This window comes from Neoroseomonas rubea, assembly GCF_016106015.1.
GTDB classification, from domain to species: Bacteria; Pseudomonadota; Alphaproteobacteria; order Acetobacterales; family Acetobacteraceae; genus Neoroseomonas; species Neoroseomonas rubea.
On the sequence record NZ_JACADQ010000014.1, the window covers coordinates 13,717 to 36,381 of the forward strand.

At 70.9% G+C, this 22,665-nt stretch carries 25 protein-coding genes; 12 read left to right on the forward strand and 13 right to left on the reverse strand.

Annotation, left to right across the window (positions count from 1 at the left end):
- Positions 1-9: 9 nt before the first annotated feature.
- Positions 10-669, reverse strand: a complete 660-nt coding sequence (ccmB, locus tag HW577_RS03345) for a heme exporter protein CcmB (RefSeq protein WP_198374644.1) — start codon at positions 667-669, stop codon at positions 10-12.
- Positions 666-1,277, reverse strand: a complete 612-nt coding sequence (gene ccmA / locus HW577_RS03350) for a heme ABC exporter ATP-binding protein CcmA (RefSeq protein WP_232474649.1) — start codon at positions 1,275-1,277, stop codon at positions 666-668. Before ccmA ends, ccmB begins: the two co-directional genes overlap by 4 nt.
- A gap of 102 nt (positions 1,278-1,379) precedes the next feature.
- Between ccmA and acnA the strand changes: the two genes are divergently transcribed.
- Together acnA and HW577_RS03360 are read left to right on the forward strand one after the other, a co-directional pair.
- Complete coding sequence (gene acnA / locus HW577_RS03355; protein WP_198374645.1) at positions 1,380-4,076, forward strand: aconitate hydratase AcnA; 2,697 nt, start codon at positions 1,380-1,382, stop codon at positions 4,074-4,076.
- 164 nt (positions 4,077-4,240) lie between these two features.
- The gene (locus tag HW577_RS03360; RefSeq protein ID WP_198374646.1) at positions 4,241-4,528 is read left to right on the forward strand and encodes a hypothetical protein; all 288 of its coding nucleotides are present in this window, start codon (positions 4,241-4,243) and stop codon (positions 4,526-4,528) included.
- A gap of 103 nt (positions 4,529-4,631) precedes the next feature.
- Here HW577_RS03360 and arfB read toward each other — a convergent pair whose 3' ends face one another.
- The 3 genes from arfB to HW577_RS03375 form a co-directional block, all read right to left on the reverse strand.
- Positions 4,632-5,057, reverse strand: coding sequence for an alternative ribosome rescue aminoacyl-tRNA hydrolase ArfB (arfB, locus tag HW577_RS03365; RefSeq protein WP_419956571.1), 426 nt, complete (start codon positions 5,055-5,057; stop codon positions 4,632-4,634).
- On the reverse strand, positions 5,054-5,791 hold the full coding sequence (eutC, locus tag HW577_RS03370) for an ethanolamine ammonia-lyase subunit EutC (RefSeq protein WP_198374647.1): 738 nt from the start codon (positions 5,789-5,791) through the stop codon (positions 5,054-5,056). Before eutC ends, arfB begins: the two co-directional genes overlap by 4 nt.
- A 107-nt stretch (positions 5,792-5,898) precedes the next feature.
- Positions 5,899-7,263 (reverse strand): ethanolamine ammonia-lyase subunit EutB, encoded by a 1,365-nt coding sequence (locus HW577_RS03375; RefSeq protein WP_198374670.1) that lies wholly within the window; start codon positions 7,261-7,263, stop codon positions 5,899-5,901.
- A gap of 84 nt (positions 7,264-7,347) precedes the next feature.
- Here HW577_RS03375 and HW577_RS03380 point away from each other — a divergent pair, with 84 nt between their 5' ends.
- The 5 genes from HW577_RS03380 to HW577_RS03400 are packed head-to-tail and all read left to right on the forward strand — an operon-like array spanning position 7,348 to position 11,898.
- Positions 7,348-7,899, forward strand: coding sequence for a thiamine pyrophosphate-binding protein (locus HW577_RS03380; protein ID WP_198374648.1), 552 nt, complete (start codon positions 7,348-7,350; stop codon positions 7,897-7,899).
- A 4-nt stretch (positions 7,900-7,903) separates the two neighbouring features.
- Positions 7,904-8,506: a thiamine pyrophosphate-dependent enzyme gene (locus tag HW577_RS03385; RefSeq protein ID WP_198374649.1), complete on the forward strand. Its 603-nt coding sequence runs from the start codon at positions 7,904-7,906 to the stop codon at positions 8,504-8,506.
- A gap of 58 nt (positions 8,507-8,564) precedes the next feature.
- The gene (locus HW577_RS03390) at positions 8,565-9,533 is read left to right on the forward strand and encodes a Bug family tripartite tricarboxylate transporter substrate binding protein (RefSeq protein ID WP_198374650.1); all 969 of its coding nucleotides are present in this window, start codon (positions 8,565-8,567) and stop codon (positions 9,531-9,533) included.
- A 9-nt stretch (positions 9,534-9,542) separates the two neighbouring features.
- Positions 9,543-10,517 (forward strand): hydroxyacid dehydrogenase, encoded by a 975-nt coding sequence (locus HW577_RS03395; RefSeq protein ID WP_198374651.1) that lies wholly within the window; start codon positions 9,543-9,545, stop codon positions 10,515-10,517.
- 10 nt (positions 10,518-10,527) lie between these two features.
- Positions 10,528-11,898, forward strand: a complete 1,371-nt coding sequence (locus HW577_RS03400; RefSeq protein ID WP_198374652.1) for an MmgE/PrpD family protein — start codon at positions 10,528-10,530, stop codon at positions 11,896-11,898.
- Between the two features lie 47 nt (positions 11,899-11,945).
- Here HW577_RS03400 and HW577_RS03405 read toward each other — a convergent pair whose 3' ends face one another.
- The 6 genes from HW577_RS03405 to HW577_RS03430 all read right to left on the reverse strand — a co-directional run bounded on the left by HW577_RS03405 (position 11,946) and on the right by HW577_RS03430 (position 15,697).
- Positions 11,946-12,176, reverse strand: coding sequence for a hypothetical protein (locus HW577_RS03405; RefSeq protein WP_198374653.1), 231 nt, complete (start codon positions 12,174-12,176; stop codon positions 11,946-11,948).
- A 13-nt stretch (positions 12,177-12,189) separates the two neighbouring features.
- Entirely contained in the window at positions 12,190-12,363 is a 174-nt protein-coding gene (locus HW577_RS03410) for a hypothetical protein (RefSeq protein ID WP_198374654.1), read from the reverse strand.
- Positions 12,364-12,424: 61 nt separating this feature from the next.
- The gene (locus HW577_RS03415) at positions 12,425-12,631 is read right to left on the reverse strand and encodes a cold-shock protein (RefSeq protein WP_198374655.1); all 207 of its coding nucleotides are present in this window, start codon (positions 12,629-12,631) and stop codon (positions 12,425-12,427) included.
- 229 nt (positions 12,632-12,860) lie between these two features.
- Positions 12,861-13,829 carry a tripartite tricarboxylate transporter substrate binding protein gene (locus HW577_RS03420; RefSeq protein WP_198374656.1) on the reverse strand — a complete coding sequence of 323 codons (969 nt, stop codon included), beginning with the start codon at positions 13,827-13,829 and terminating at the stop codon, positions 12,861-12,863.
- A gap of 52 nt (positions 13,830-13,881) precedes the next feature.
- Positions 13,882-14,859, reverse strand: a complete 978-nt coding sequence (locus HW577_RS03425; RefSeq protein WP_198374657.1) for a Bug family tripartite tricarboxylate transporter substrate binding protein — start codon at positions 14,857-14,859, stop codon at positions 13,882-13,884.
- Between the two features lie 55 nt (positions 14,860-14,914).
- Entirely contained in the window at positions 14,915-15,697 is a 783-nt protein-coding gene (locus HW577_RS03430; RefSeq protein WP_198374658.1) for an enoyl-CoA hydratase/isomerase family protein, read from the reverse strand.
- A gap of 119 nt (positions 15,698-15,816) precedes the next feature.
- Here HW577_RS03430 and HW577_RS03435 point away from each other — a divergent pair, with 119 nt between their 5' ends.
- Positions 15,817-16,992 (forward strand): CaiB/BaiF CoA transferase family protein, encoded by a 1,176-nt coding sequence (locus tag HW577_RS03435; RefSeq protein WP_198374659.1) that lies wholly within the window; start codon positions 15,817-15,819, stop codon positions 16,990-16,992.
- Between the two features lie 4 nt (positions 16,993-16,996).
- Here the strand turns inward: HW577_RS03435 and HW577_RS03440 are convergent, their stop codons facing one another.
- Positions 16,997-17,962 (reverse strand): Bug family tripartite tricarboxylate transporter substrate binding protein, encoded by a 966-nt coding sequence (locus tag HW577_RS03440; protein WP_198374660.1) that lies wholly within the window; start codon positions 17,960-17,962, stop codon positions 16,997-16,999.
- 110 nt (positions 17,963-18,072) lie between these two features.
- On the opposite strand from HW577_RS03440, the gene HW577_RS03445 reads away from it, so the two are divergent.
- Genes HW577_RS03445 through HW577_RS03460 form a run of 4 tightly spaced genes read left to right on the forward strand, consistent with a single transcriptional unit; the run spans position 18,073 to position 21,992 of the window.
- Positions 18,073-19,251 carry an enolase C-terminal domain-like protein gene (locus HW577_RS03445; RefSeq protein WP_198374661.1) on the forward strand — a complete coding sequence of 393 codons (1,179 nt, stop codon included), beginning with the start codon at positions 18,073-18,075 and terminating at the stop codon, positions 19,249-19,251.
- 2 nt (positions 19,252-19,253) lie between these two features.
- Positions 19,254-19,904: a methyltransferase domain-containing protein gene (locus HW577_RS03450; protein WP_198374662.1), complete on the forward strand. Its 651-nt coding sequence runs from the start codon at positions 19,254-19,256 to the stop codon at positions 19,902-19,904.
- Positions 19,901-20,749, forward strand: coding sequence for a MipA/OmpV family protein (locus HW577_RS03455; RefSeq protein ID WP_198374663.1), 849 nt, complete (start codon positions 19,901-19,903; stop codon positions 20,747-20,749). Before HW577_RS03450 ends, HW577_RS03455 begins: the two co-directional genes overlap by 4 nt.
- A gap of 4 nt (positions 20,750-20,753) precedes the next feature.
- Positions 20,754-21,992 carry a cation:proton antiporter gene (locus tag HW577_RS03460; protein WP_198374664.1) on the forward strand — a complete coding sequence of 413 codons (1,239 nt, stop codon included), beginning with the start codon at positions 20,754-20,756 and terminating at the stop codon, positions 21,990-21,992.
- 26 nt (positions 21,993-22,018) lie between these two features.
- Here HW577_RS03460 and HW577_RS03465 read toward each other — a convergent pair whose 3' ends face one another.
- On the reverse strand, positions 22,019-22,480 hold the full coding sequence (locus HW577_RS03465) for a copper chaperone PCu(A)C (protein WP_198374665.1): 462 nt from the start codon (positions 22,478-22,480) through the stop codon (positions 22,019-22,021).
- Positions 22,481-22,665: the final 185 nt, after the last annotated feature.

The window sequence follows — 22,665 nt, forward strand, 5'->3', positions numbered from 1 at the left end:
ACCGCCTCCCTAGTCGCCCGTCAGCGCAGCCCCCGCCGCCAGCGGCGCCAGCGGCACCGCCAGTGACACCCCCGCCCCCAGCAGCAGCAGGAAGGGCGAGGGCGACAAACCCGCCCCGGCGGCCTCGATTGCCGCCGCGCCGAAGATCACCGCGGGGATCGCCAGAGGCAGCACCAGCAGCGGCAGCAGCACCCCGCCCCGCCGCGCGCCAAGCGTCAGCGCCGCCCCCGCCGTCCCGAGCAGCGACAGCAGCGCGGTGGCCAGCGCCAGCGCCGCGATCGCCGCGCCCCAGGCTTCCACCGGCAGGTTCAGCATCGCCGCGGCAACGGGTGTCGCCGCCATCAGCGGCCAGCCTGTGGTGATCCAGTGCGCCAGCGCCTTGGCCCCCGCAATCCCCGCCCGCGGCAGGCCCGAGACCAGCAGCTGGTCGAGCGTTCCGTCCTCCGCATCCGCGCCGAACATGCGGTCGAGCGGCAGCAGCGCGGCGAGCAGGGCCGCTGCGAGCAGCGCGCCGGGGGCGATGCGTGCCAGCGTCTCCGGCGCCGGACCGACGCCGAAGGGAAAAAGCGCGGCCACGATGACGAAGAACAGCACCGCCGCGAGTGTGTCCGCCGGGTGGCGCAGCGCGAGCCGGATCTCGCGGCCGGTCAGGGTGAGGAAGGCGCTCACAGCCGGAGTTCCTCGGCATCCTCGATCGGCAGCGGGATATGCGTCGCCGCCAGCACGATACCCCCCGCCGCCCGGTGCGCGGCGAGCAGGGGGCGCAGCCGCTCGACCGACGCTGCGTCGAGCCCCGTCGTCGGCTCGTCCAGCAGCCATAGCGACGCGGGGGCGAGCGCCAGCCGCGCCAATGCGAGCCGCCGCTTCTGGCCGGAGGACAGGACGCGCCCGGGCAGGTCCGCCAGCGTCGCGAGACCGAGCGCGGCCAGCGCCGGCGCGACCTCGCCCCCCCAGAGCCGCGCGAAGAAGGCCAGGTTCTCGGCAACCGTCAGCGCCGGCTTCACCGCATCCTGGTGGCCGAGGTAGCGCAGCCGGGCGGCATGGGCGCCGGGGTCCGCCGCCACATCCTCCCCCCGCCAGAGGATCGTGCCGTCGGCCGGGCGCAGCAGGCCGGCGAGCAGGCGGAGCAGGGTGGACTTGCCCGCGCCATTGGCGCCGGTGAGCAGCACGGCGGATCCCGCCGCCACCCGGAACGAAAGCCCCGCGAAGACCGCCCGCTCGCCCCTGAGGCAGGCGAGGTCGCGCACCTCCAGCACCGCCCCGCCGACCTCAGCCAAACCCGCCCCCACTCCATGGACCGTTGCCGGCCGCCATGCTTTAAACCGCCCGTTTGTGCGGTCGCGAACGGCCGCGCCATACTGAGGAAGGGCAACGCGACCATGCGGATGATCGGGCAGGACAGCCTGAAGACCCGCCGTACCCTCAACGTGGACGGCAAGACCTATCACTACTTCAGCCTGCCCGAGGCGGCCAAGAGCATCGGCGACATCTCGCGCCTGCCCTACAGCCTCAAGGTGCTGCTGGAGAACGTGCTGCGCTTCGAGGACGGGCGCTCCTACACCGTCGACGACGCGAAGAAGATCGCCGAATGGGTGAAGGAAGGGCGCTCCACGAAGGAAGTGCCGTTCCGCCCCGCGCGCATCCTGCTGCAGGACTTCACGGGCGTGCCCGCGGTGGTCGACCTCGCCGCGATGCGCGATGCGCTGCTCAAGCTCGGCGGCGATCCGCGCAAGGTGAACCCGCTCGTGCCCGTCGACCTGGTCATCGACCACTCGGTGATGGTCGATGTCTCCGGCACGGCGAACGCGCTGCAGAAGAACGTCGACATCGAGTTCGAGCGGAACGGGGAACGCTACGAGTTCCTCCGCTGGGGCCAGGAAGCCTTCAACAATTTCCGCGTCGTCCCCCCGGGCACGGGCATCTGCCACCAGGTGAACCTGGAATACCTCGCGCAGGTGGTCTGGACCTCGACCGACACGGGCGAGACCTTCGCCTTCCCCGACAGCTGCTACGGCACGGACAGCCACACGACGATGGTCAACGGCCTCGGCGTGCTGGGCTGGGGCGTGGGCGGCATCGAGGCCGAGGCCGCGATGCTCGGCCAGCCCATCGCCATGCTCATCCCCGACGTGATCGGCTTCAAGCTGACCGGTAAGCTGAAGGAAGGCGTCACGGCGACCGACCTGGTGCTGACCGTCACGCAGATGCTGCGCAAGAAGGGTGTGGTCGGGAAGTTCGTGGAGTTCTTCGGCCCGGGCCTCGACGTCCTGCCGCTGGCCGACCGCGCGACGATCGGCAACATGGCGCCGGAATACGGGGCGACCTGCGGCTTCTTCCCCGTCGATGAGACGACGCTCGACTACCTGCGCGTCTCCGGCCGCGAGGAGCACCGCATCAACCTCGCGCGCGACTACCTGAAGGCGCAGGGCATGTTCCACGAGAAGGGCATGCCCGACCCGGTCTTCACCGACACGCTCGAGCTCGACCTCTCGACGGTCGAGCCCTCCATGGCCGGGCCGAAGCGGCCGCAGGACCGCGTCGCGCTGGGCAACGTCGCCGGCGCCTTCGGCAAGGACCTGGCCGCGGGCACGATGGGCGTGCCGGGCGACAAGGCGGAGCTTCGCGTGCCGGTGGCCGGCGCCAACTACGACCTCGGGCACGGGGACGTGGTGATCGCGGCGATCACGTCCTGCACCAACACCTCCAACCCCTATGTGCTCGTGGCCGCCGGCCTCGTCGCCAAGAAGGCGGTGGAGAAGGGGCTGACGGCGAAGCCCTGGGTCAAGACCTCGCTCGCGCCCGGGTCGCAGGTGGTGACGGAATACCTGACGAAGTCGGGGCTGCAGACCTTCCTCGACGCGCTGGGCTTCCAGACCGTGGGCTATGGCTGCACGACCTGCATCGGGAATTCGGGCCCGCTCGCGGACCCGATCGTGGATGCGGTCGAGAACAACAAGCTCGTCGTGACCTCCGTCCTGTCGGGCAACCGCAACTTCGAAGGCCGCGTGCATGCCAATGTGCGCGCGAACTACCTCGCCTCCCCGCCGCTGGTGGTCGCCTATGCGCTCGCCGGCACGGTGAAGAAGGACCTGACGAAGGAGCCGCTCGGCACGGGCAAGGACGGCCAGCCGGTGTTCCTCAAGGACATCTGGCCGACGCAGAAGGAAGTCTCGGACACGGTGCATGCCGTCGTGACGCGCGAGATGTTCCAGTCCAAGTACGGCGACGTATTCAAGGGGCCGCAGCAGTGGCAGGCGATCCGCGTCGATGCGGACAGCGACACCTATCGCTGGAACTCGGGGTCCACCTACGTGCAGAACCCGCCCTATTTCGAGGGCATGACGATGGAGCCCTCGGCGGTCGGCTCCATCAAGGGCGCGCGCATCCTCGCGCAGCTCGCGGACTCCATCACGACCGACCACATCTCCCCGGCCGGTTCCATCAAGAAGGCCTCGCCGGCGGGCGAATACCTGCTGGAGCACCAGGTGCGGCAGGCGGACTTCAACAGCTACGGCGCGCGCCGCGGCAACCATGAAGTCATGATGCGGGGCACCTTCGCCAACATCCGCATCAAGAACGAGATGGTGCCCGGCGTCGAAGGCGGCATCTCCAAGCACCATCCTTCGGGCGAGGTGGCGCCGATCTACGATGTGGCGATGAAGTACAAGAAGGAAGGCGTGCCGCTGGTCGTCATCGGCGGCAAGGAATACGGCACCGGCTCCTCCCGCGACTGGGCGGCGAAGGGCACCTTCCTGCTCGGCGTGAAGGCCGTGATCGCCGAATCCTTCGAGCGTATCCACCGGTCGAACCTGGTCGGCATGGGCGTGCTGCCGCTGGTGTTCAAGGAAGGCGAGAGCCGCGCGACGCTCGGCCTGACAGGCGACGAGACCATCGACATCCTGGGCGTGGAGAACCTCTCCCCGCGCATGATGATGGACGTGGTCATCACGCGCGCCGACGGGACGCAGGTGAAGACGCAGGTGATGTGCCGCGTCGATACGGCGGACGAGGTCGAGTACTACAAGAACGGCGGCATCCTGCACTACGTGCTGCGCGGGATGGCCAAGGCGGCCTGAGCGCGCCGCGGCGCGACGACGGGAGGGGGGCGCGGTCCATGGGGCCGCGCCCCTTTTTTCGTGCCGGCGGCTGCGTCATTTGATGCCAGTCAATTCGCGTGCGCGCATGTTTGATCACGCTTCCGTGAACCTGGGCGGCCTGCCCGGCAACGGAGGAGAAACGGATGCGCGCCAATCGAAGCACCGCGATGATCGCGGCGGCGGCCATGCTTGCCGCCTGCGCGACGCCTGATGACTATCGCGCAGCCTGCGGCGCCGAACATCCCGACAGCACCGCCGTCGAAGACTGCGCGAAGCAACGCGCGGAGAGCGCGAACACCACGGCCGTGGTCGTGACGGTCATCGGTATCGTTGCCATAGGCGCGATTGCTGCTGCGGCCGCAGGGGCGGGCGGCGGGAGCAGCAGAGACGACTACAGCGGCCTGTGCGCCGCGGCGCTTCAGAGGTGCTGACGCAGAGGGCGGCATATGGCTGCCGCCGGCATGCTGCGCCCGGTGATGCCGGCCATGGCCCTGCGCGCAGAGCGACCGCCGCGCCACACATCCGGGACACGGTTCAGTCGATGTTCCGTGCCCCGCGCAGCCGCTTCGTCGCCCCCCGCCGCGCCTTGCCTTCCAGCCGCCGCACCTTGGAACCGAGCGTCGGCTTCGTCGCCTTGCGCGGCGGCGGGGGCGGCGTCGCGGCTTCCCGGATCAGCGCAAGCAGCCGCTCCAGCGCATCCTCCCGGTTCCTCTCCCGCATCCGGTGGCGCTGGGCGGTGATGACGAGCACGCCGTCCTTCGTCATGCGCCGGCCGGCCAGCGTCGCAAGCCGCGCCTTCACCGCGTCCGACAGGTTGGGCGACGCCATGGCGGCGAAGCGCAGCTGCACCGCCGTCTCCACCTTGTTCACGTTCTGCCCGCCGGGGCCGGAGGCGCGGAGGAAATCCTCGGCGATCTCGGCTTCGTCCAGCACGATGCGGCCGGTGACGCGGATCATCATGGCGCGGGCAGGGATGCCGCCGGCATCTCGTCCTTCAGCGCGACGCCCGTGGCACCCAGCCCTGCCGCGGCGCGCAGCAGCCAGGCGGCCTTGGCCGCGGCCTCCGCATAGGACAGCCCGCCAGGACGGACATTGCTGATGCAGTTGCGCTCCGCATCCGTGCGGCCCAGCCGTGGCGCCCAGGTGATGTAGAGGCCCATGCTGTCGGTCGCGGAAAGCCCAGGCCTCTCGCCGATCAGCACGACCACGGCCGCGGCGCCGATGCGTTCGCCGACCTCGTCCCCGAGCGCGACGCGCGCCTGGTCCGCCACCACGATCGGGCCGGCGGGCAGCGGCAGAGCGGGGACCAGCCGTTCCAGCACAGCGGGCGCGTGGCGCTGCACGCCGGTGGCGCAGAGCCCGTCGGCGACGAGGAAGGCGACACTGCCGGGGGCAGCGGGCAGCACGACATGACCCGCGAGCCGCCGGCCGAGATCAGGCCGCAGCAGATAGGTGCGGCGATCCGGCGCGGCGCTGCGCGCATGCACCACGGGCGCGCCGAGCGGCGCAAGTGCGGCGTCCAACGCCGGCATGTCGAGCGCCGACCAGACGGCGTCCCGCGCGCGGCCATGCGCTTCCTGGAAGTCGAGATGGGCTGCGGTCGGGACGGCGGTGCCGGCCCGGCCGAGCCCGACGCGCGCGTCGGTGAAGCGGCGCAGGTCACGCCAGAGGGTGGGGGCGCTGGCCTGCCGCATCCTATCGGGTTCTGCTCGCCCTTCGGCGCTGCGATCATCGGGCGCGCTTGTATGGCGCGGCCGATTCAGATCTCCGCGCCCTTCGGCGCTGCGATCATCGGGCGCGCTCATCCCAGCCCGATCAGCGCCGGCGACAGCCGCGCGGGGATGCGTTCCCCATCCGCGCCGATGCCCATGCGCGTGAGCCAGGCCTCGAATTCCGGCGCGGCGCGCTTGCCGAAGACGGCGCGCGCGGTCAGGCCATCGTGGAAGGAGGTGGATTGGTAGGCGAGCATCACGTCATCCGCCCCCGGCACGCCCATCACATAGGTGACGCCCGCCGCCGCGAGGCAGGTCAGCAGCGCGTCCATGTCGTCCTGGTCGGCCTCGGCGTGGTTCGTGTAGCAGACATCGACACCCATCGGCAGGCCGAGCAACTTGCCGGAGAAATGGTCCTCGAGCCCCGCGCGCAGGATCTGCTTGCCGTCGAACAGGTATTCCGGGCCGATGAAGCCAACGACGCTGTTCACGAGCAACGGGGAGAACTCGCGCGCGACGGCATAGGCCCGCGCCTCGATCGTCTGCTGGTCCACGCCGTGATGCGCATCGGCCGAGAGCGCGCTGCCCTGCCCTGTCTCGAAGTACATGACATTGTCGCCGAGCGTGCCGCGCTTCAGCGCCAGCGCCTGCTCCCTCGCCTCCCGCAGCAGGGAAAGGGAGACGCCGAAGGATCGGTTGACCCCCTCCGTCCCGCCGATCGACTGGAACACGAGATCGACGGGCGCGCCGCGCTCCATCGCCAGCATCGTCGTCGTCACGTGGGACAGCACGCAGCTCTGCGTCGGGATCTCGAAGCGATCCCGCACCGTGTCGAGCATCTCGAGCAGCCGCATCACCGCCTCGACATTGTCGGTGGCGGGGTTCACGCCGATCACCGCATCGCCGGCGCCGAGCAGCAGCCCGTCGAGCACGCCGGCCGCGACGCCGCGCGGGTCGTCCGTCGGATGGTTCGGCTGCAGGCGGATCGACAGCGTCCCCGGCAGGCCGATCGTGTTGCGGAAGCGCGTGACGACGCGGCACTTCGCCGCCACCTGGATCAGGTCCGCGACGCGCATGATCTTTGCCGCTGCCGCGACCATTTCCGGCGTGAGGCCGGGCGCAAGCGCCGTCACCGCCTCGGGCGCCGCCGCCAGTAGCCAGTCCCGGAAGGCGCCGACCGTCAGGCTGCGGACCGGGGCGAAGGCGGCGGCGTCGTGCCGGTCGAGGATGAGGCGCGTGACCTCGTCCTCCTCATGGGGAACCACGGCCTCATCCAGGAAATGGGCGAGCGGCAGGTCGGCCAGCGCCCGCTGCGCCGCCACCCGTTCCGCCGCCGAGCCCGCCGCCACCCCCGCCAGCGCATCCCCCGACCGGAAGGGGGTGGCGCGCGCCAGCAGCGTCTTCAGGTCGTCGAAGACGTAGCGCGTGCCGCCGATGCTCTGCGCGAAGCCCATGCCAGCCATGATGGGGTGCGGCCGCCCACCTTGCCAGCCCGCCGCGCGCCCCTAGGATGCGCCGACTTCGACCCGAGGAAACGCATGGACCCGAATGCGATCGACAAGGCCCCGGACGCCGCAGCGTCCTGGCCCGACCAGATTTTCGACCTGCTCAAGAAGCACGAGATCCGCCAGGTCTGCCTGGTGCCCGATGCCGGTCACTCCCGCCTGATCAAGCGCTGCCTGGCCGACAACAGCATCACCGTCACCACCCTGACGACCGAGGAGGAGGGGATCGCCCTGCTCCAGGGCGCCTGGCTCGGCGGCGACAAGGGCGTGCTGCTGATGCAGTCCTCCGGCGTCGGCAACTGCATCAACATGCTCTCGCTCAGCCACATCCATCGCTGCCCGATGCCGATGCTGGTGACGATGCGCGGCGACTTCGGGGAGTTCAACCCGGCCCAGGTGCCGATGGGCAACGCGACCCAGGCGGTGCTGGAAGCGATGGGCACCATCGTCAAGCGCGCCGACACGCCGGAGGACATCGCGCCCACCGTCGATGCCACCATCCGCATGGCCTTCAACACCTTCCGCCCGACCGCGACGCTGATCGGCCAGCGCGTCATCGGGGCAAAAACCTTCGGCAAGGACTGAGACGATGCTCGCAGCTTCCGGAAAGCTCGACCGTCGCGAGCTGGCGCGCGCGCTGCTCGCCGACCGTGGGGAGATGGTGTGCATCGCCGGCCTCGGCGCCCCCGCCTGGGACATCACCGCGGTGGGCGACCATCCGCTGAACCTGCCGCTGTGGGGCGGCATGGGCGGGGCAGCGATGATCGGCCTCGGCCTCGCGCTCGCCCAGCCGTCCCGCCCCGTGCTGGTGCTGACCGGCGACGGGGAGATGCTGATGGGAATCGGCGCGCTCGCCACCATCGCGGTGAAGAAGCCGCGCAACCTGTCGATCGTGGTGCAGGACAACGAGCATTACGGCGAGACCGGCATGCAGGAGACCGCGACGCGGCACGGCGTCGACCTGGTTGCCATGGCGCGCGGGGCGGGCTTCGAGCGGACCATGTTCGTCACGAAGCCGGAGGAAGTGCCGGCGCTGAAGGCGGCGCTGCATGCCGGCGAAGGCCCCTTCTTCGCGGTCGCCAAGATCGATGAGGCCAGCAAGAAGCTCGTGCTGCCGCCGCGCGACGGCTCCATCATCCAGAACCGGATGCGGGAGGCCATTCTCGGCCCGGCGGCGCATCACCAACTGTGAAAGGCCCCGCCAGCCGGCGGAGATCGGCGGCGCGGCACATCTCCAGGGAGGACACGCCATGCACCGTCGCAGCCTTCTCGCCGGCGTCGCCGCGCTCGCCGCGTCGCGCCCCGCCGTCGCGCAGGCCCAGTGGAGCCCCGACCGCCCGGTCCGGATCATCGTCCCCTTCGCCGCCGGCGGCGGGACGGACCTGACGGCGCGGGTGGTGGCCGAAGCGCTGACCAACCGCCTTGGCCAGCCCGTGCTGGTCGAGAACCGCCCCGGCGCAGGCGGCAATATCGGCGCCGAAGCCGTCGCCCGCGCGACGCCCGACGGGCTGACGCTGCTGCTGACGACGAGTTCCACCCACGCCACCAACCCCGCGCTCTACCGGAACCTTCCCTTCCACCCGCTGCGCGACTTCGCGCCGATCAGCCAGGTGGCCTTCGTGCCGAACCTGCTCGTCGTCCGGCCGGACCTGCCGACGCGGAGCCTGGCGGAGCTGGTCGCGCTGGCGAAGGCCCGGCCGGGGACGCTGAATTTCGGCAATGCGGGCTCCGGCTCCTCCCAGCATATCGCGGCCGCGGTGCTCGCGGCGCGGACGGGGATCGAGATCACCCACGTCTCCTATCGCGGCGGGGCGCCGGCGGTCACCGACCTGCTCGGCGGCAAGATCGACGCCATCGCCACACCGCTGGTCGAGGTGATCGAGCACGTGCGCGCCAACCGGCTGCGCGCGCTGGCCGTCACCACCGCCCGCCGCTCCGGCCTGCTGCCCGAAGTGCCGACGATCGGGGAGACGATCCCGGGCTACGAAGTCGCGCTGTGGAATGGGCTTTTCGCCCCCGCCGGCACGCCGCCCGCGGCCGTCCGCCGCATCGCCGCGGAGGTCGCCGCCGCGCTGCGCACCGATGCGGTGCGCGCCAAGATCGCCGAGCAGGGCAGCGACCCGGTCGGCTCCGACCCCGAGACCTTCGCCGCCTTCGTCGCCGCGGAGATCCCGAAATGGGCGGAGCTCGTTCGCCTCTCGGACGCCCGCGTGGAATAGGATCGCCGCATGCCGCACATCGTCTGCCTTCGCCCGCTGCACCCGGATGCGATGGAGCGCCTACGCTCCGAACCGGGCTATACCGTGACGCTGCTCGACCCCGTCACGCCGGAGACGCTCGCAGAGCCGATGAAGACGGCGGATGCGATCATCGTCCGCGCGACGCGCATCGACCGCGCCTTCCTGGCGAATGCGCCGATGCTGCGCATCTGCGCCCGGCACGGCGTCGGCTACGACGCGGTGGACGTGGAAGCGCTGACGGAACGCGGCATCCCGCTGACCGTGACGCCCGACGCCAACGCCGTCTCGGTCGCCGAGCACGCGCTGATGCTGATGCTGACGACGGCGCGCCGCACGCTCGACTACGACCGCAACACCAAGGCGCTGGACTGGGGTCCGAAGTCCTCGATCAAGACCTTCGACCTGGCCGGGCAGACCGTGCTGGTGGTAGGCTTCGGGCGGATCGGCGGGCGTGTCGCCAGGCTCTGCGGCGCCTTCGGGATGAACGTGCTGGTGCACGACCCCTACATCCCACAGAACACGATCAAGGGCGCGGGCTTCACGCCGGTGAAAGTGCTGCACGAAGGGCTCGCGCAGGCGGATATCGTCACGACGCATTGCCCGTCCAACCCCGAGACGCGGGGGATGGTCAACGCCACCTTCCTCGCCGCCATGAAGCCGGGCGCGGCCTACATCAACACGGCACGTGGCACGCTGGTGGACGAGGCCGCGCTGACCAACGCGCTGAAGTCCGGGCATCTCGGTTCTGCCGGCCTCGACGTGTTCTGGGAAGAACCCGTCACGACGAAGCTGCCCTTCCTCGACTTCCCGAATGTCGTCGTCTCGCCCCATTCGGCGGCGGCGACGGAACAGTCGACGCGGCGCATGGGGCTGTCCTGCGCCGAGAGCATCTTCTCCCACTTCCGGGGTCAGCTCGACCCTGACGTCGTCATAAACAAGGAGGTGCTCCGCGGCAACGCGTGAGCAGCACGCCATGACGAATCCGCTCCTCGTCCTTGCCGATCATGCCGCGTCCTGGCGGGCGCGGGAGATGCCCGCCGACGTCGCGCACCATGCCCGCCGCGTGCTGGTGGACTGGTTCGCCGCCACCCTGCCCGGCTGCCCCCGGCCGCCCGCGACGCTGATCGCCGCGGCGCTGGAGGACGAGACCCGCGGTGGCGGCGGTGCCGTCTGCTATGTCACGGGCCGGCGCGTGCCGCTGCGCCACGCGGCGCTGGTGAACGGCACGGCGTCGCACACGGTCGAGTTCGACGACATCTACCGCTACGCCGTCTATCACCCGGGCTGCCCGACCATCGCCGCCGCACTCGCCGCCGCGCAGTCCCGCGGAACGGAGATGGAGGCGCTGCTGCGCGCCATCGTCGCAGGCTACGAGGTCTCGTGCCGCATCGGCGTCGCCGTGCAGCCCTCCCACTACGATTTCTGGCATACGACCGGCACCGTCGGCACCTTCGGCGCGGCGGCGGCGGTCGCGGTGCTGCTGGACTGCGATGCGGATCGGACCGCGCATGCCATCGCCACCGCCGCGACCATGGCGGGCGGGCTGCAGCAGGCCTTCCGCGGGGAGGGGATGTCGAAGCCGCTGCATCCCGGCCACGCGGCGGAAGCGGGCGCGCTAGCGGCCATGGCGGCGGCACGCGGCATGACCGGCGCGCTCGATGTGCTGCACGGCCCGGCCGGCTTCGCCGCGGCAACCAGCGAGGATACCGGCAAGTGGGACAAGGCGCTGGCCGGGATCGGCAAGCCCTATGCCGTCACCGACATGACTGTAAAGAACCATGGCTGCTGTGGGCACATCTTCGCCGCCCTCGACGCCGTGCGCGATCTGCAAGTCGAGCACGGCTTCAAGGCCGATGACGTCGCGGCAATCGCGGTCGGCGGCTACAAGGCGACGAAGGATGTCTGCGACCGGGTGGATGCGCGCACCGAGCAGGATTGCCGCTTCTCCACCCAGTTCACGGTGGCGACGATGCTGCTGCATGGCGGTGTGCGGCTAGCGGCCTTCGAGCCGGAGCGGCTGACGGACCCGGCGATCCGCGCCCTGATGCCGAAGGTGACGGTCGCGATCGACCCGGAATGCGCCGCTGCCTTCCCATCAAAGCGGTCGGCGAAGGTGGAGATCCGGCTGAAGGATGGCCGCGTGCTGAACCGCCACCAGCACACCCGCAAGGGCGACCCGGATGCGCCGCTGACCGACCGCGACTTGTCGGACAAGTTCCTGGAACTCACGTCGGATGTGATCGGCGCCACCCAGGCGAAGGCGCTGCTGGCCCAGCTATGGGAGGGGAACGCGCTGCCCGGCATCGTCCCGCTTGTGGCGCACGCGGCCCGCGCCGCCGAATAGACAAAGAAGCGAGGGGGGTTCGGGGGAGGTTCTCCTCCCCCGCGACCTTACTTCCGCTTGCCGCCCACGCGCAGCAGCTGGGCGATCGGGAGCGACGCCTTGCCGGACGCCTTGGCGATCTCGTTGTCCTGTTCCTCGATGATCTTGCGCGCGGGCTCGTCGCCGTCGAGGCCGCCGAGGATCTCGGCCGGCACCTTGCGGTTGGAACGGCGGCTGCCGTCCGCGTAGATCACGTCGAACAGGACGAAGGCAGACTTGCTGCCGGGCTTGCTGGCCATGTCGCGTCGTCCCTCAGTCCCGGCCGGCGGCGTCGGTGGGGGCGGGCGAGCCGGCCTCCTCCTCGTCCACGGCGGCCTTGCGCTTCGCGACCGCTTCCTCGCGTTCGCGCAGCTTCGCTTCCTTCTTCGCCTGCTTGGAGCGGTTCACGTCGGCCCGCTGCTGGCCGTAGTTGGGCTTGCGCGCCATCGGCGTGCTCCGGACTTCTGGAAAAGGAAAGGGCGGCCCGAGGGCCGCCCCCTGGCAGGCGTCAGGCGAGGCGGAGGTTGCCCGCCGAAAGCTTGCCCTGCTGGCCGCGCTGCAGCTCGAATTCGACCTTGTCGCCTTCGTTCAGGCCGTTGAGGCCCGAGCGCTGCACGTCGCTGATGTGGACGAACACGTCCTTGCTGCCGTCTTCGGGCTGGATGAAGCCGTAGCCCTTGGTTGCGTTGAACCACTTAACGGTGCCGATGCTCATGCGGAATCTCCGGGGTTGAGCGTTGCCGCCGCACGACATGCGCGACGGTGATGCCGCCGCGCGGGCTAACGCGCGACGGGTGTGCCGGCATGCTGATGCGCACGACGGGCCGCCATCGCTGAAGCTCAACCTGGAAAAGGCACGGAGAGCGGGGTCCGACGAAGCGGACCGGACGAGGTGACGCTCCTGATATGGACCTCTCGCCCCCCGAAAGCAAACCTATTCGACGTCAGCCTGCGCGCGCACCGGTGGCGCGCAGGATCGGCAACCATTTCTGCATCTCGGCTTGCAGGAAGTTGCGCAACGCCGCGGCATCGCCGCTGCGCGGTTCCACGCCGCGTTCGACGTAGCGCTGCTGCAGCGCGGGATCGGCCAGCACCTCCATCGTCGCGGCGGACAGCAGCTGCAGGATCGGCGCGGGTGTGGCCGCTGGCGCATACAGCGCCTGCCATGAGGATGTCTCGTAGCCGGCCACGCCGCCTTCCTGGAAGGTCGGCAGCGCGGGGACGAGGCGCGACCGCCGCGCGGTCGTCACCGCGATGCCCTTCGCCCGCCCGTCCTGCATCATGGGCGCGAGCAGCGTCTGGCTGTCGATCATGAAGTCCACGCGTCCGGCGACGAAATCCGTCACCGCCGCGGGCGTGCCGCGGTACTGCACGATGGTGAAGTCCACGCCCGCGAGCTTCTTGAGCAACTCGCCCGCCAGATGCGACGCGGCGCCGATGCCGGTGGTCGCGAAGGTGGCCTCCCCGTTCCGGCTGCGCAGCCAGGCGAGCAGGGAGGGCACGTCGTTCGCCGGCACGCCCGTATGCACGGCCGCGATGAAGGGCTGTTCGCCGAGTAGCGCGATGGGCGCGAAATCCGTCGCCGGATCGACGCCCGCATCGGGGAACAGCGCCGGAATGACGGAGTGCGCCGCACCGTTCAGCAGCAGGGTGTAGCCATCCGCGGGGGCGCGCATGACATTGCGCGCGCCTATCGTGCTGCCCGCGCCGGGCGTGTTCTCGATGACAATGGGCTGGCCGAGGCGGCGCGACAGCGGCTCGGCGACGATGCGCGCGACGACGTCGATGATGCCGCCGGCCGCGAAGGGCACGACGATCCGGATCGGGCGGCTGGGATACGGCGCTTGCGCGCGTGCCACTGCGGGCGCGGCAAGCAGGGCAGCGGCGAGGAGGCTACGGCGATCGAGGTGCATGGCGGGTTTCCCGGAAGAAGGCGCGCCAGGATAACCCGCCCGCCGCGCCGCGTCAGTCCAGCCGGATATTGGCGTTGCGCACCAGCGCGGCGTAGCGCTCGGCGTCGTTCAGCAGCATCGCCTGCGCCTGCTGCTGCGTGCCGCCGCCGATGACGAAGCCCGCATCGCTGATCCGCTTGCGCAGATCCTCGTTGCGATAGGCCTTGTTCACCGCCTCAACCCAGCGGTCGGCGATCGGCTGCGGGATGCCCGGCGGTGCCATCAGCATGTACCAGACCACGGCGTCGAAGCCGGGGAAGCCGAGCTCGGCGACGGTCGGCGTCTCCGGCAGCCATTCCACGCGCTGCGGCATCGTCACTGCCAACGCGCGCACGCGCCCGGCGCGGATATGCGGCAGGTAGGTGGGGAAAGTGTCGATGGCGAGATCGATGCGCCCGGCCAGGATCTCGTTCACCGCCTGGCCCGTGCCGCGGAAGGGCACATGCGTCATGCGCACCCCGGCGGAGGTGGAGAGCAGCTCCGCCGCCAAATGCTGCTGCGTAGCGACGCCGGAGGAGGAGTAGTTCAGCACCCCAGGATCGCGCCGCGCGCGCTCCAGCAGGTCGGGCAGGCTGCGGTCGGGCGCATTGGCCGGCACCACGGCGACCAGAGGCACCGTCGCGGCATGCACCACGGCGGTCTGGTCGCGGCGGATGTCGAAGGGTGGGGGGTTCATCAGCGGCGGCACGACGGCCGAGGCGCTGATCGTCGTCATCAGCATGGTGTAGCCATCCGGCCGCGCTCGGGACATGGCCAGCACAGCGAGCGTGCCGGACGCGCCGGGGCGGTTCTCGACCGCGATGGTCTGGCCGAATTCCTCCTGCAGCACGGGGGCGAGGAAGCGGCTGATGATATCGGTGCCGCCGCCCGGCGCGAAACCCACCAGCAGGCTGATGGCACGCGTCGGATAGGCCTGGGCGATCGCCGGCGCCGGCAGCAGCGGCGCGAGCGCCGCCGCGCCCAGCGCGCGGCGGGGGAGGCGGATGGTCAAGGCGTCTCCTCCTCGGCTGGCCGCCCGGCGTCTGGCACGCCGGTGCGGCGATCGATCACTTCCCCTGGAACTGCGGCGCCCGCTTGTTCAGGAAGGCGCTGACGCCTTCCTGGAAGTCGGCGCTCGTGAAGCACATGGTCACCAGGTCGTCGCCCTCCACCTCGCCGACCGCGTGGCGCAGGCGACGCAGCGCGATCTTGGTCGCCTTCAGCGTCAGCGGCGCGAGGTCCTTCATGGTGGTGGCCAGTTCCATCGCGCGCGCGGCCACTGCCTCGGGCGTATCCAGCACTTCGGACACCAGGCCCAGGTGCTTCGCCTCGGCGGCGGAGAACAGGCGGGAGGTCATGATCATCTCCGCGATCGCCGCCGGGCCGACCAGCGCGTAGAAGCGCGCGAAGTTGTTCATGTTGAGGATGTTGCCGAGCGTCTTCGCGATTGGCAGGCCGAAGCGCGCGCCCTGGTCGCAGATGCGGATGTCGCAGCAGCCGGCGATGCCGAGCCCGCCGCCCGTGCAGGCGCCGGCGATGGCGGCGATGATCGGCGTGTTGCAGTTCTCGAGCGCGCCCAGGACCTTGTCGATCCGCGCCTCATAGGCGAGCGCGTCCTCGGCGGTCTTGAACTCGCGGAACTGGCTGATGTCGGTGCCCGAGGCGAAGGCCTTGCCGCCGGCGCCGGTCAGGACCCACACGCGGATGGACGGGTCCTTGTCGATCTGCTCGGCCAGTTCCTGGATGCGCTGGTACATGCTGAACAGCATGGCGTTGCGCGCCTGCGGCCGGTTGAAGGTGGTCCAGGCGATGCCGCCCTCGCGGACCTCGTGCAGAATCTCGTCGCTCATGGCGCTCCGTCCCTTGGCTTCGTCGCAAGGGGTAGCGGGCTGGGCGGGGCCGTCAAGCCGGTGTCTTGCCGTCCCGCCCCGCCGATGCGAACAGAAGCGCCGCCGAGGAGGACACCCCCATGACGATGCCGCTTGCCCGCTTCACCGTGCTCGACCTGACCCGCGTGCGCTCCGGCCCCACCTGCGTGCGGCAACTGGCCGACTGGGGTGCGAACGTCATCAAGATCGAGGCGACGGACGAGGTCGATACGGGCAAGGGGCTGGGCGGCGAGCGGGACGGGCCGGACTTCCAGCACGTTCATCGCAACAAGCGAGGAATGACGCTGAACCTGAAGTCGCCCGAGGGCCTGGCCGCCTTCCGCCGCATGGTCGCCAAGGCCGATGTTGTGGTCGAGAACTACCGCCCCGACGTGAAGACGCGCCTGGGCATCGACTATCACAGCCTCGCGGCGATCAACTCGCGCATCGTGCTCGGCTCCATCTCCGGCTTCGGGCAGGACGGGCCGTATGCGAAGCGCCCGGGCTTCGACCAGATCGCCCAGGGCATGGGCGGGCTGATGAGCGTGACAGGCCTGCCCGGCCAGGGCCCGGTGCGCGCCGGCATTCCCGTGGCCGACCTGACGGCGGGGCTCTATTGCGCGCTCGGCATCATGGTCGCGCTGCTCGAGCGGGAGGTCACGGGCAAGGGTCGCTGGGTCCATGTCTCCCTGCTCGAAGCCATGATCGCCATGATGGATTTCCAGGCGACGCGCTGGACCATGAAGGGTGAGGTGCCGAAGCAGGCCGGCAACGACCACCCGACGACGATCCCGACCGGCCTGTTCAAGACGAGCGACGGCAGCGTGAACATCGCCGGCGGCGGCCAAGTGATGTGGGACCGCATCGTGAAGGTGCTGGGGCTCGAGGCGGAAGCGCAGGACCCCGACATCGCGACCGACAAGCTGCGCAGCCAGAACCGCGCCAAGGTCAATGCGATGATCGAGCGGGTGACGCTGACCGACACCTCCGCCAACTGGGTGGAGAAGTTCAACCGCGAAGGCGTGCCCTGCGGCCCGGTCTATGCCATGGACCAGGTCTTCGCCGACGCGCAGGTCAAGCACCTCGGCGTGGCGATGACGGTGCAGCACCCGCGGCTGGGTGCGCTCGATGTGGTGCGCGCGCCGATGCAGATCGCCGGCGTGGACTGCGCCCGGAACCCGACGCCCGAGCGCGGCCAGCACACCGAGGAGGTGCTGGCCGAGTTCGGCTTCAGCGCCGAGGAGATCTCGGCGCTGAAGACTGCGAAGGCGGTCTGACGGCTCAGTCGGCGCGGATGTTGCCGCGCCGGATCACCTCGCCCCAGCGGGCGCGGTCGCGGGCGATCAGCGCGGCGAATTCCGCCGGCGTGCCGGCCAGGGGCTCGACCCCCTGCGCGGCGAGCTTCGCGCGGAACTCCGCCCGGCCCAGCAGCGCATTGACCTCCCGGTTCATGCGCTCGACCACCGCGGCCGGCGTGCCCGCGGGGCCGAGGATGCCGTACCAGCCGAGCGCCTCGTAGCCCGGCAGCGTCTCCCCGATCGTCGGGACGTCCGGCAGCGCCGGGTCGCGTCGCGCCGAGGTGACGGCAATCGGCCGCACCCGCCCGTCGCGGATATGCGGCAGCGCGGTCGGCGTCGTGTCGAACATCATGGTCAGCCGCCCGCCGACCGTATCGACCATGGCAGGCCCGGTGCCGCGATAGGGCACGTGGGTGATGTCCACATTGGCCTGCTGCTTCACCAGCTCGGCGAAGAGGTGCTGCGCCGATCCGATGCCGGAGGAGCCGTAGTTCAGCCGCCCGGGCTCGGCCCGCGCCAGCGCGAGCAACTCGGCCAGCGTGCGCGCATTGACGGCAGGATGCACCACCAGCACCGAGGCCACCGCGGCGACCAGGGCGATGGGCGCGAGGTCGCGCTCCGGATCGTAGGACAGGCGCTGCAGCGCCGGATTGATGGCGAGCGGCCCGGTGCTGCCCATGACCAGCGTGTAGCCGTCCGGCGCCGCGCGCACCGTCGCTTCCGTGCCGACGCTGCCGCCCGCGCCGGTGCGGTTCTCCACCACCACGGACTGCCGCAACACCGGCGTCAGTTCCTCCGCGAGCGCCCGGGCCAGCAGGTCCGCTGCCCCGCCGGGCGGGAAGGGGGAGATCATGCGGATGGACCGCGCCGGCCATTCGCCCTGCGCGGCGGCAGGGCCGGCCAGCGCGGTGCCGGCCGCCAGGCCGAGAAGAAGGCGTCGCGTCGTCATGGCAGGCTCCCGTTTCCCGTACGCGAGGATGCTAGGCCCGCGGCGGTTTGCGCGCCAAGCCGCGCGCGGCTACGACACCGCGCTCTCCGAACGGCCCGAGGACGCCCCGCATGCGCATCGCCTCCATCCGCCAGGGCGTCGTGCCCATCAGCAGCGCCATTGCCAACGCCTATATCGATTTCTCCAAGATGACGGCGAGCGTCGTCGCCATCACGGTCGAGGACGGCGCAGGGCGCAGCGCCACCGGCTACGGCTTCAACTCGAATGGTCGCTACGCCCAGCCCGGTCTGCTTGTGGAACGGTTCGTCCCGCGTCTGGAAGCCTGCGACGAGGCGACGCTCACCTCCAAGGACGGCACGCTGAACGTCGCCGGCGCCTGGGCCGCGATGATGCGCAACGAGAAGCCTGGCGGGCACGGCGACCGGTCCGTCGCGGTCGGCGTGCTCGACATGGCGCTGTGGGACGCGGCGGCGAAGCTGGAAGGCAAGCCGCTGTGGAAGCTGCTCGCCGACCGCCACCGCCGCGGCCAGGCGGACGAGGCCGCCTGGGTCTATGCCGCCGGCGGCTACTACTACCCGGGCAAGGGCGTCGATGCGCTGGTCGAGGAGATGAAGCGCTATCTCGGCCTCGGCTACACCACGGTGAAGATGAAGATCGGCGGCGCGCCGGGCACGCCGCTGAAGGATGCGCTGGCCGAGGATCTCGCGCGCATCGAGGCGGTGCTGAAGCTGCTGGCCGGCGACGGTTCGCGCCTCGCCGTCGACGTGAACGGGCGCTTCGGGCTGCATGCAGCGCTGACCTACGGCGCCGCGCTGCAGCCCTTCCGGCTGCGCTGGTACGAGGAACCGCTCGACCCGCTCGACTACTCCACCCACGCCGTGCTCGCCGAGCAATACGCGCCGCCGCTCGCGACCGGCGAAAACCTGTTCTCGATGCTCGACGCGCGCAACCTGATCCGCCATGGCGGGCTGCGGCCCGACCGCGACGTGCTGCAGTTCGACCCGGCGCTCTCCTACGGCCTGGTGGAGTATCTGCGCACGCTGGAGATGCTGGTCCAGCACGGGTGGTCGCCGCGGCGCTGCGTGCCGCATGGCGGGCACCAGTTCGCGCTCAACATCGCGGTCGGGCTCGGGCTCGGCGGCAACGAATCCTACCCCGAGGTCTTCGCGCCGTTCGGTGGCTTCGCGGACAGCACGCCCGTGGTCGATGGGCGCATCCGCATGCCGGACCTGCCGGGCATCGGCTTCGAGGCGAAGAACGACCTCTGGGCGGTCTTTAAGGACCTCTAGCGATGGCCGACCTGGCCGGGCAGGTCGCGGCGCGCTACCGGGACGTCTCCCGCACCGAAAGGGGCTTCATCCGCGGCAAGCTCAAGGGCGACCCGGCGGTCGCCGCGCTGCTCGGGCTCGGCGCGGCGCGCCCCTTCGGGCGGGTGGTGGACCTCGGCTGCGGGCGCGGGCAACTCGCGATCGCCCTGCTGCTCGCTGGCGCGGCGGACAAGGCAACCGGCCTCGATATCGACACGGCGAAGATCGGCGTCGCCCGCGCGGCGGCGGAAGGCCTCGCCGCGCGTTTCGAGGTCGCCGACCTGGCCGATGCGACCATTCCTCCGTGCGACACCCTGCTGATGATCGACGTGCTGCTGCAATTGCCGCTGCCGGCGCAGGACGGGTTGCTCGGACGCATCGCAGCCTCCGGCGCGGGGCGCATCGCCATCCGCGCCTTCGACCCGGAGCGCGGCTGGCGCAGCGCCCTGGGCTTCGGGATGGAGCGGGTGCGCCGCCTGCTCGGCGGCGACCGGGGCCTCGCCGGCGCGGTGGCGCCGCGGCCGCTGCCGGAGATCGCCGCACCCCTTGCCGCCGCAGGCTACCGGGTGGCGATCACCCCATGCTGGGCTGGCACGCCGCTGCCGAATGTGCTTCTGGTCGCGGAACGCTCATGACCCGCCGCATCATCCCCCTGCTGCTCCTCCTCCTCGCCGCCCTGCCGGCGCGGGCTCAGCAACTGCCGGTCTTCGAGATGGGCGTCGCCGCGGGCGGCGGCTGGCTGCCGGCCTATCCGGCCTCGGACCAGAACCGTTGGCGCGGGCTCGCCGTGCCGTACGTGATCTATCGCGGCGACCTGTTCCGGGCCGATGACAGCGGGTTGCGCGCGCGGACCAGCCTGGCGGACGGGATCGAGCTGTCGGTCAGCGCCTCGGGCGGCTTCAACGGATCCTCGCGCGACATCACCGCGCGGGAAGGCATGCCCGACCTCGAATGGCTGGGGGAGATCGGGCCGACGCTGCGCTTCACCCTCTGGCGCGGGGAGGATGAGAGCCAGCCGCGCCGTATCCTGATCGACACGCCGGTGCGCGCGGTGTTCTCCACCGACTGGTCCTCGGTCTCCTTCCGCGGATTCACCTTTGCGCCCGACATCGCCTATGAGCACGTCAACTTCCTCTCGCCCTTCGCGCGGCTGCGACTGTCCGCCGGCCTGCTCTTCGGCACGGAGCGCTACGGCGACTATTTCTACCAGGTGGAGCCCGAATTCGCGCGGGCGGGACGTGCCGCCTATGACGGCCGCGCGGGCTATGTCGGGTCCCGGTTGTCCGTCTCCTACCGCCTGCCGCTGAGCGAGCGCGTCTCGCTTGTCGCCGGCGGGCGGCTCGAGAATTTCACTGGCGCGGCGAACGACGACAGCCCGCTGTTCCGCCGCGACTGGAACGTCTCGGTGGTGGGCGGCGTCGCGATTTCACTCTGGCGGTCGGAAGCGCGCGTGGACATCGCGGCGCAGCCCTTCGACTGACCCCATGAACGCCAAGGTCGGGCTGCTCTGCGTCGCTGCAGCGCTGGTCGCCGGGCCCTGGCTGCTCTGGCGCATCGGCGCGGTGCGCGCGGTCGCCCCGCTCGCGGTGCTGCAGATCCTGGGCGGCGTGGCGCTCGGCCCTTCCCTTTTCGGACGGCTGGCGCCGGAAGCGCATGCGGCGGTCTTCACCGCGCCGGTGCTGTCCTCCCTCCAGGGCCTCGCCGCGGTCGGCGTGCTGCTCTACGTCTTCGTCTCCGGCCTGCATCTCGATCCCGCCCGGCTGAAGGGCGAGGCGCGGGGGCTGAAACGCATCACGGCGGGCTCCTTCCTGCTGCCCTTCCTGCTCGGCCTGGGCGTCGGCGCCTGGATCGCGGCCTTCGTGCCCGGTGCGATCGGGCCGCGCGGGGATGCGGTGACCTTCACCCTGGCGATCGGGGTCTGCATCGCGGTGACGGCGCTGCCCATCCTCGCCGCCATCCTGCGGGAAGCGGGCTGGATCGGCACGCGGCTCGGCCAGACGGCGCTGGCGCTGGCTGCGGTGAACGACGCGGCGCTGTGGCTGGTGCTCGCCGCGCTGCTCGCCATCGCGGCCGGCGCGGCGGCGCAGATCGGCACGACGCTGCTGTTCTCGCTGCTGTGGGGCGCGGCGCTGCTCGGCTGTGCGCGGCTGCTCCGCAGCCTTGCCGAGGGCGAAGGCGCCGAGGCGCGGATGCTCGTCCTCGGCGTCGCGCTCTGCTTCGTCTCGGCGGCGGCGGCCGAGGCGATCGGCCTCGGCTACATCCTCGGCGGCTTCGCCGCGGGCGTCGTCATGCCGCCCGCCAGCCGCGCCGCCCTGATCGCGCGCATCGAGCCCCTGACCGCGACCGTGCTGCTGCCCTTCTTCTTCGTCTCGACCGGGCTGAAGGCGACGATCGACCCGGGCTCGGCTGCCTTCCTGTCGGTCCTGCTGCTCGCCACCGTCGCGACCTTCGCGGGCAAGGTCGCCGGCACCGCACTGCCGGCGCGCCAGGCGGGGGAGAGCTGGTCCTTCGCGCTGGCGCTCGGCGTGCTGATGCAGACCAAGGGGCTGATGGAGGTGGTGGTGCTCGCCGCGCTGCTCGATGCCGGGATGATCGGGCCGGTGGTCTTCTCCGGCCTGATCGCCATGGCGGTGGTCACGACGGTGATTGCCGCACCGCTCGCGCGGCTCGCGCTCGGGCAGCGCGGCGATATCCGCACCCGGGGAACGCCTCGCGCGGGCTGACATGCCACGCGGGGCGACCGTGCAAGCTAGTGATGGTGCCCCGGGGCTCGCGCGCCGGCCGCTTCCACAGCGAGTTCGACCGTCACCTCGCCCGCGCGCTCGAAGCGCAGCGTGACCGGCACGCGCGTCCCCTGCTGCAACGGCGCGTTCAGCCCGATGAGCATGACATGCACCCCGCCCGGACGCAGTTCCACCGTCTGGCCCGCAGGAATGGGGATGTCGTTCACCGGACGCATACGCATCACATCGCCTTCGCGGAGATGAGTGTGCAGTTCGACCACGCGCGCGATGGGCGATGCGGCGGAGATCAGCCGGTCGGGCTGCGCACCGCCATTGGTCAGGCGCATGAAGCCGCCGCCATTGCCGTTGGCGCCGGCGGCGCGGGTCCAGGGATGGAAAATGCGGAGATCGCCCGCGGTGTAGTCATGCGCGATGGCGGGCAGGGCGAACAGCGCCGGCACGGCGGCCAGCAGGGTACGACGGAACATGGAATGCAATCCTTCGGTGTGACGTGGCGAAGCGGGCGCACGGATGCGTGCGCGGGAACGTCAGCCGAAGGCGGGTGGGGCGCGGGGCGCGAAGGGCGGGCCGCGCGCGGGTGGCGGAAGCGCGGACGGCGCCGCTGCGTGCCAGGCGGGCAACGCGCCCGCCCAGGCTGGGCTGGGCAGAGCGG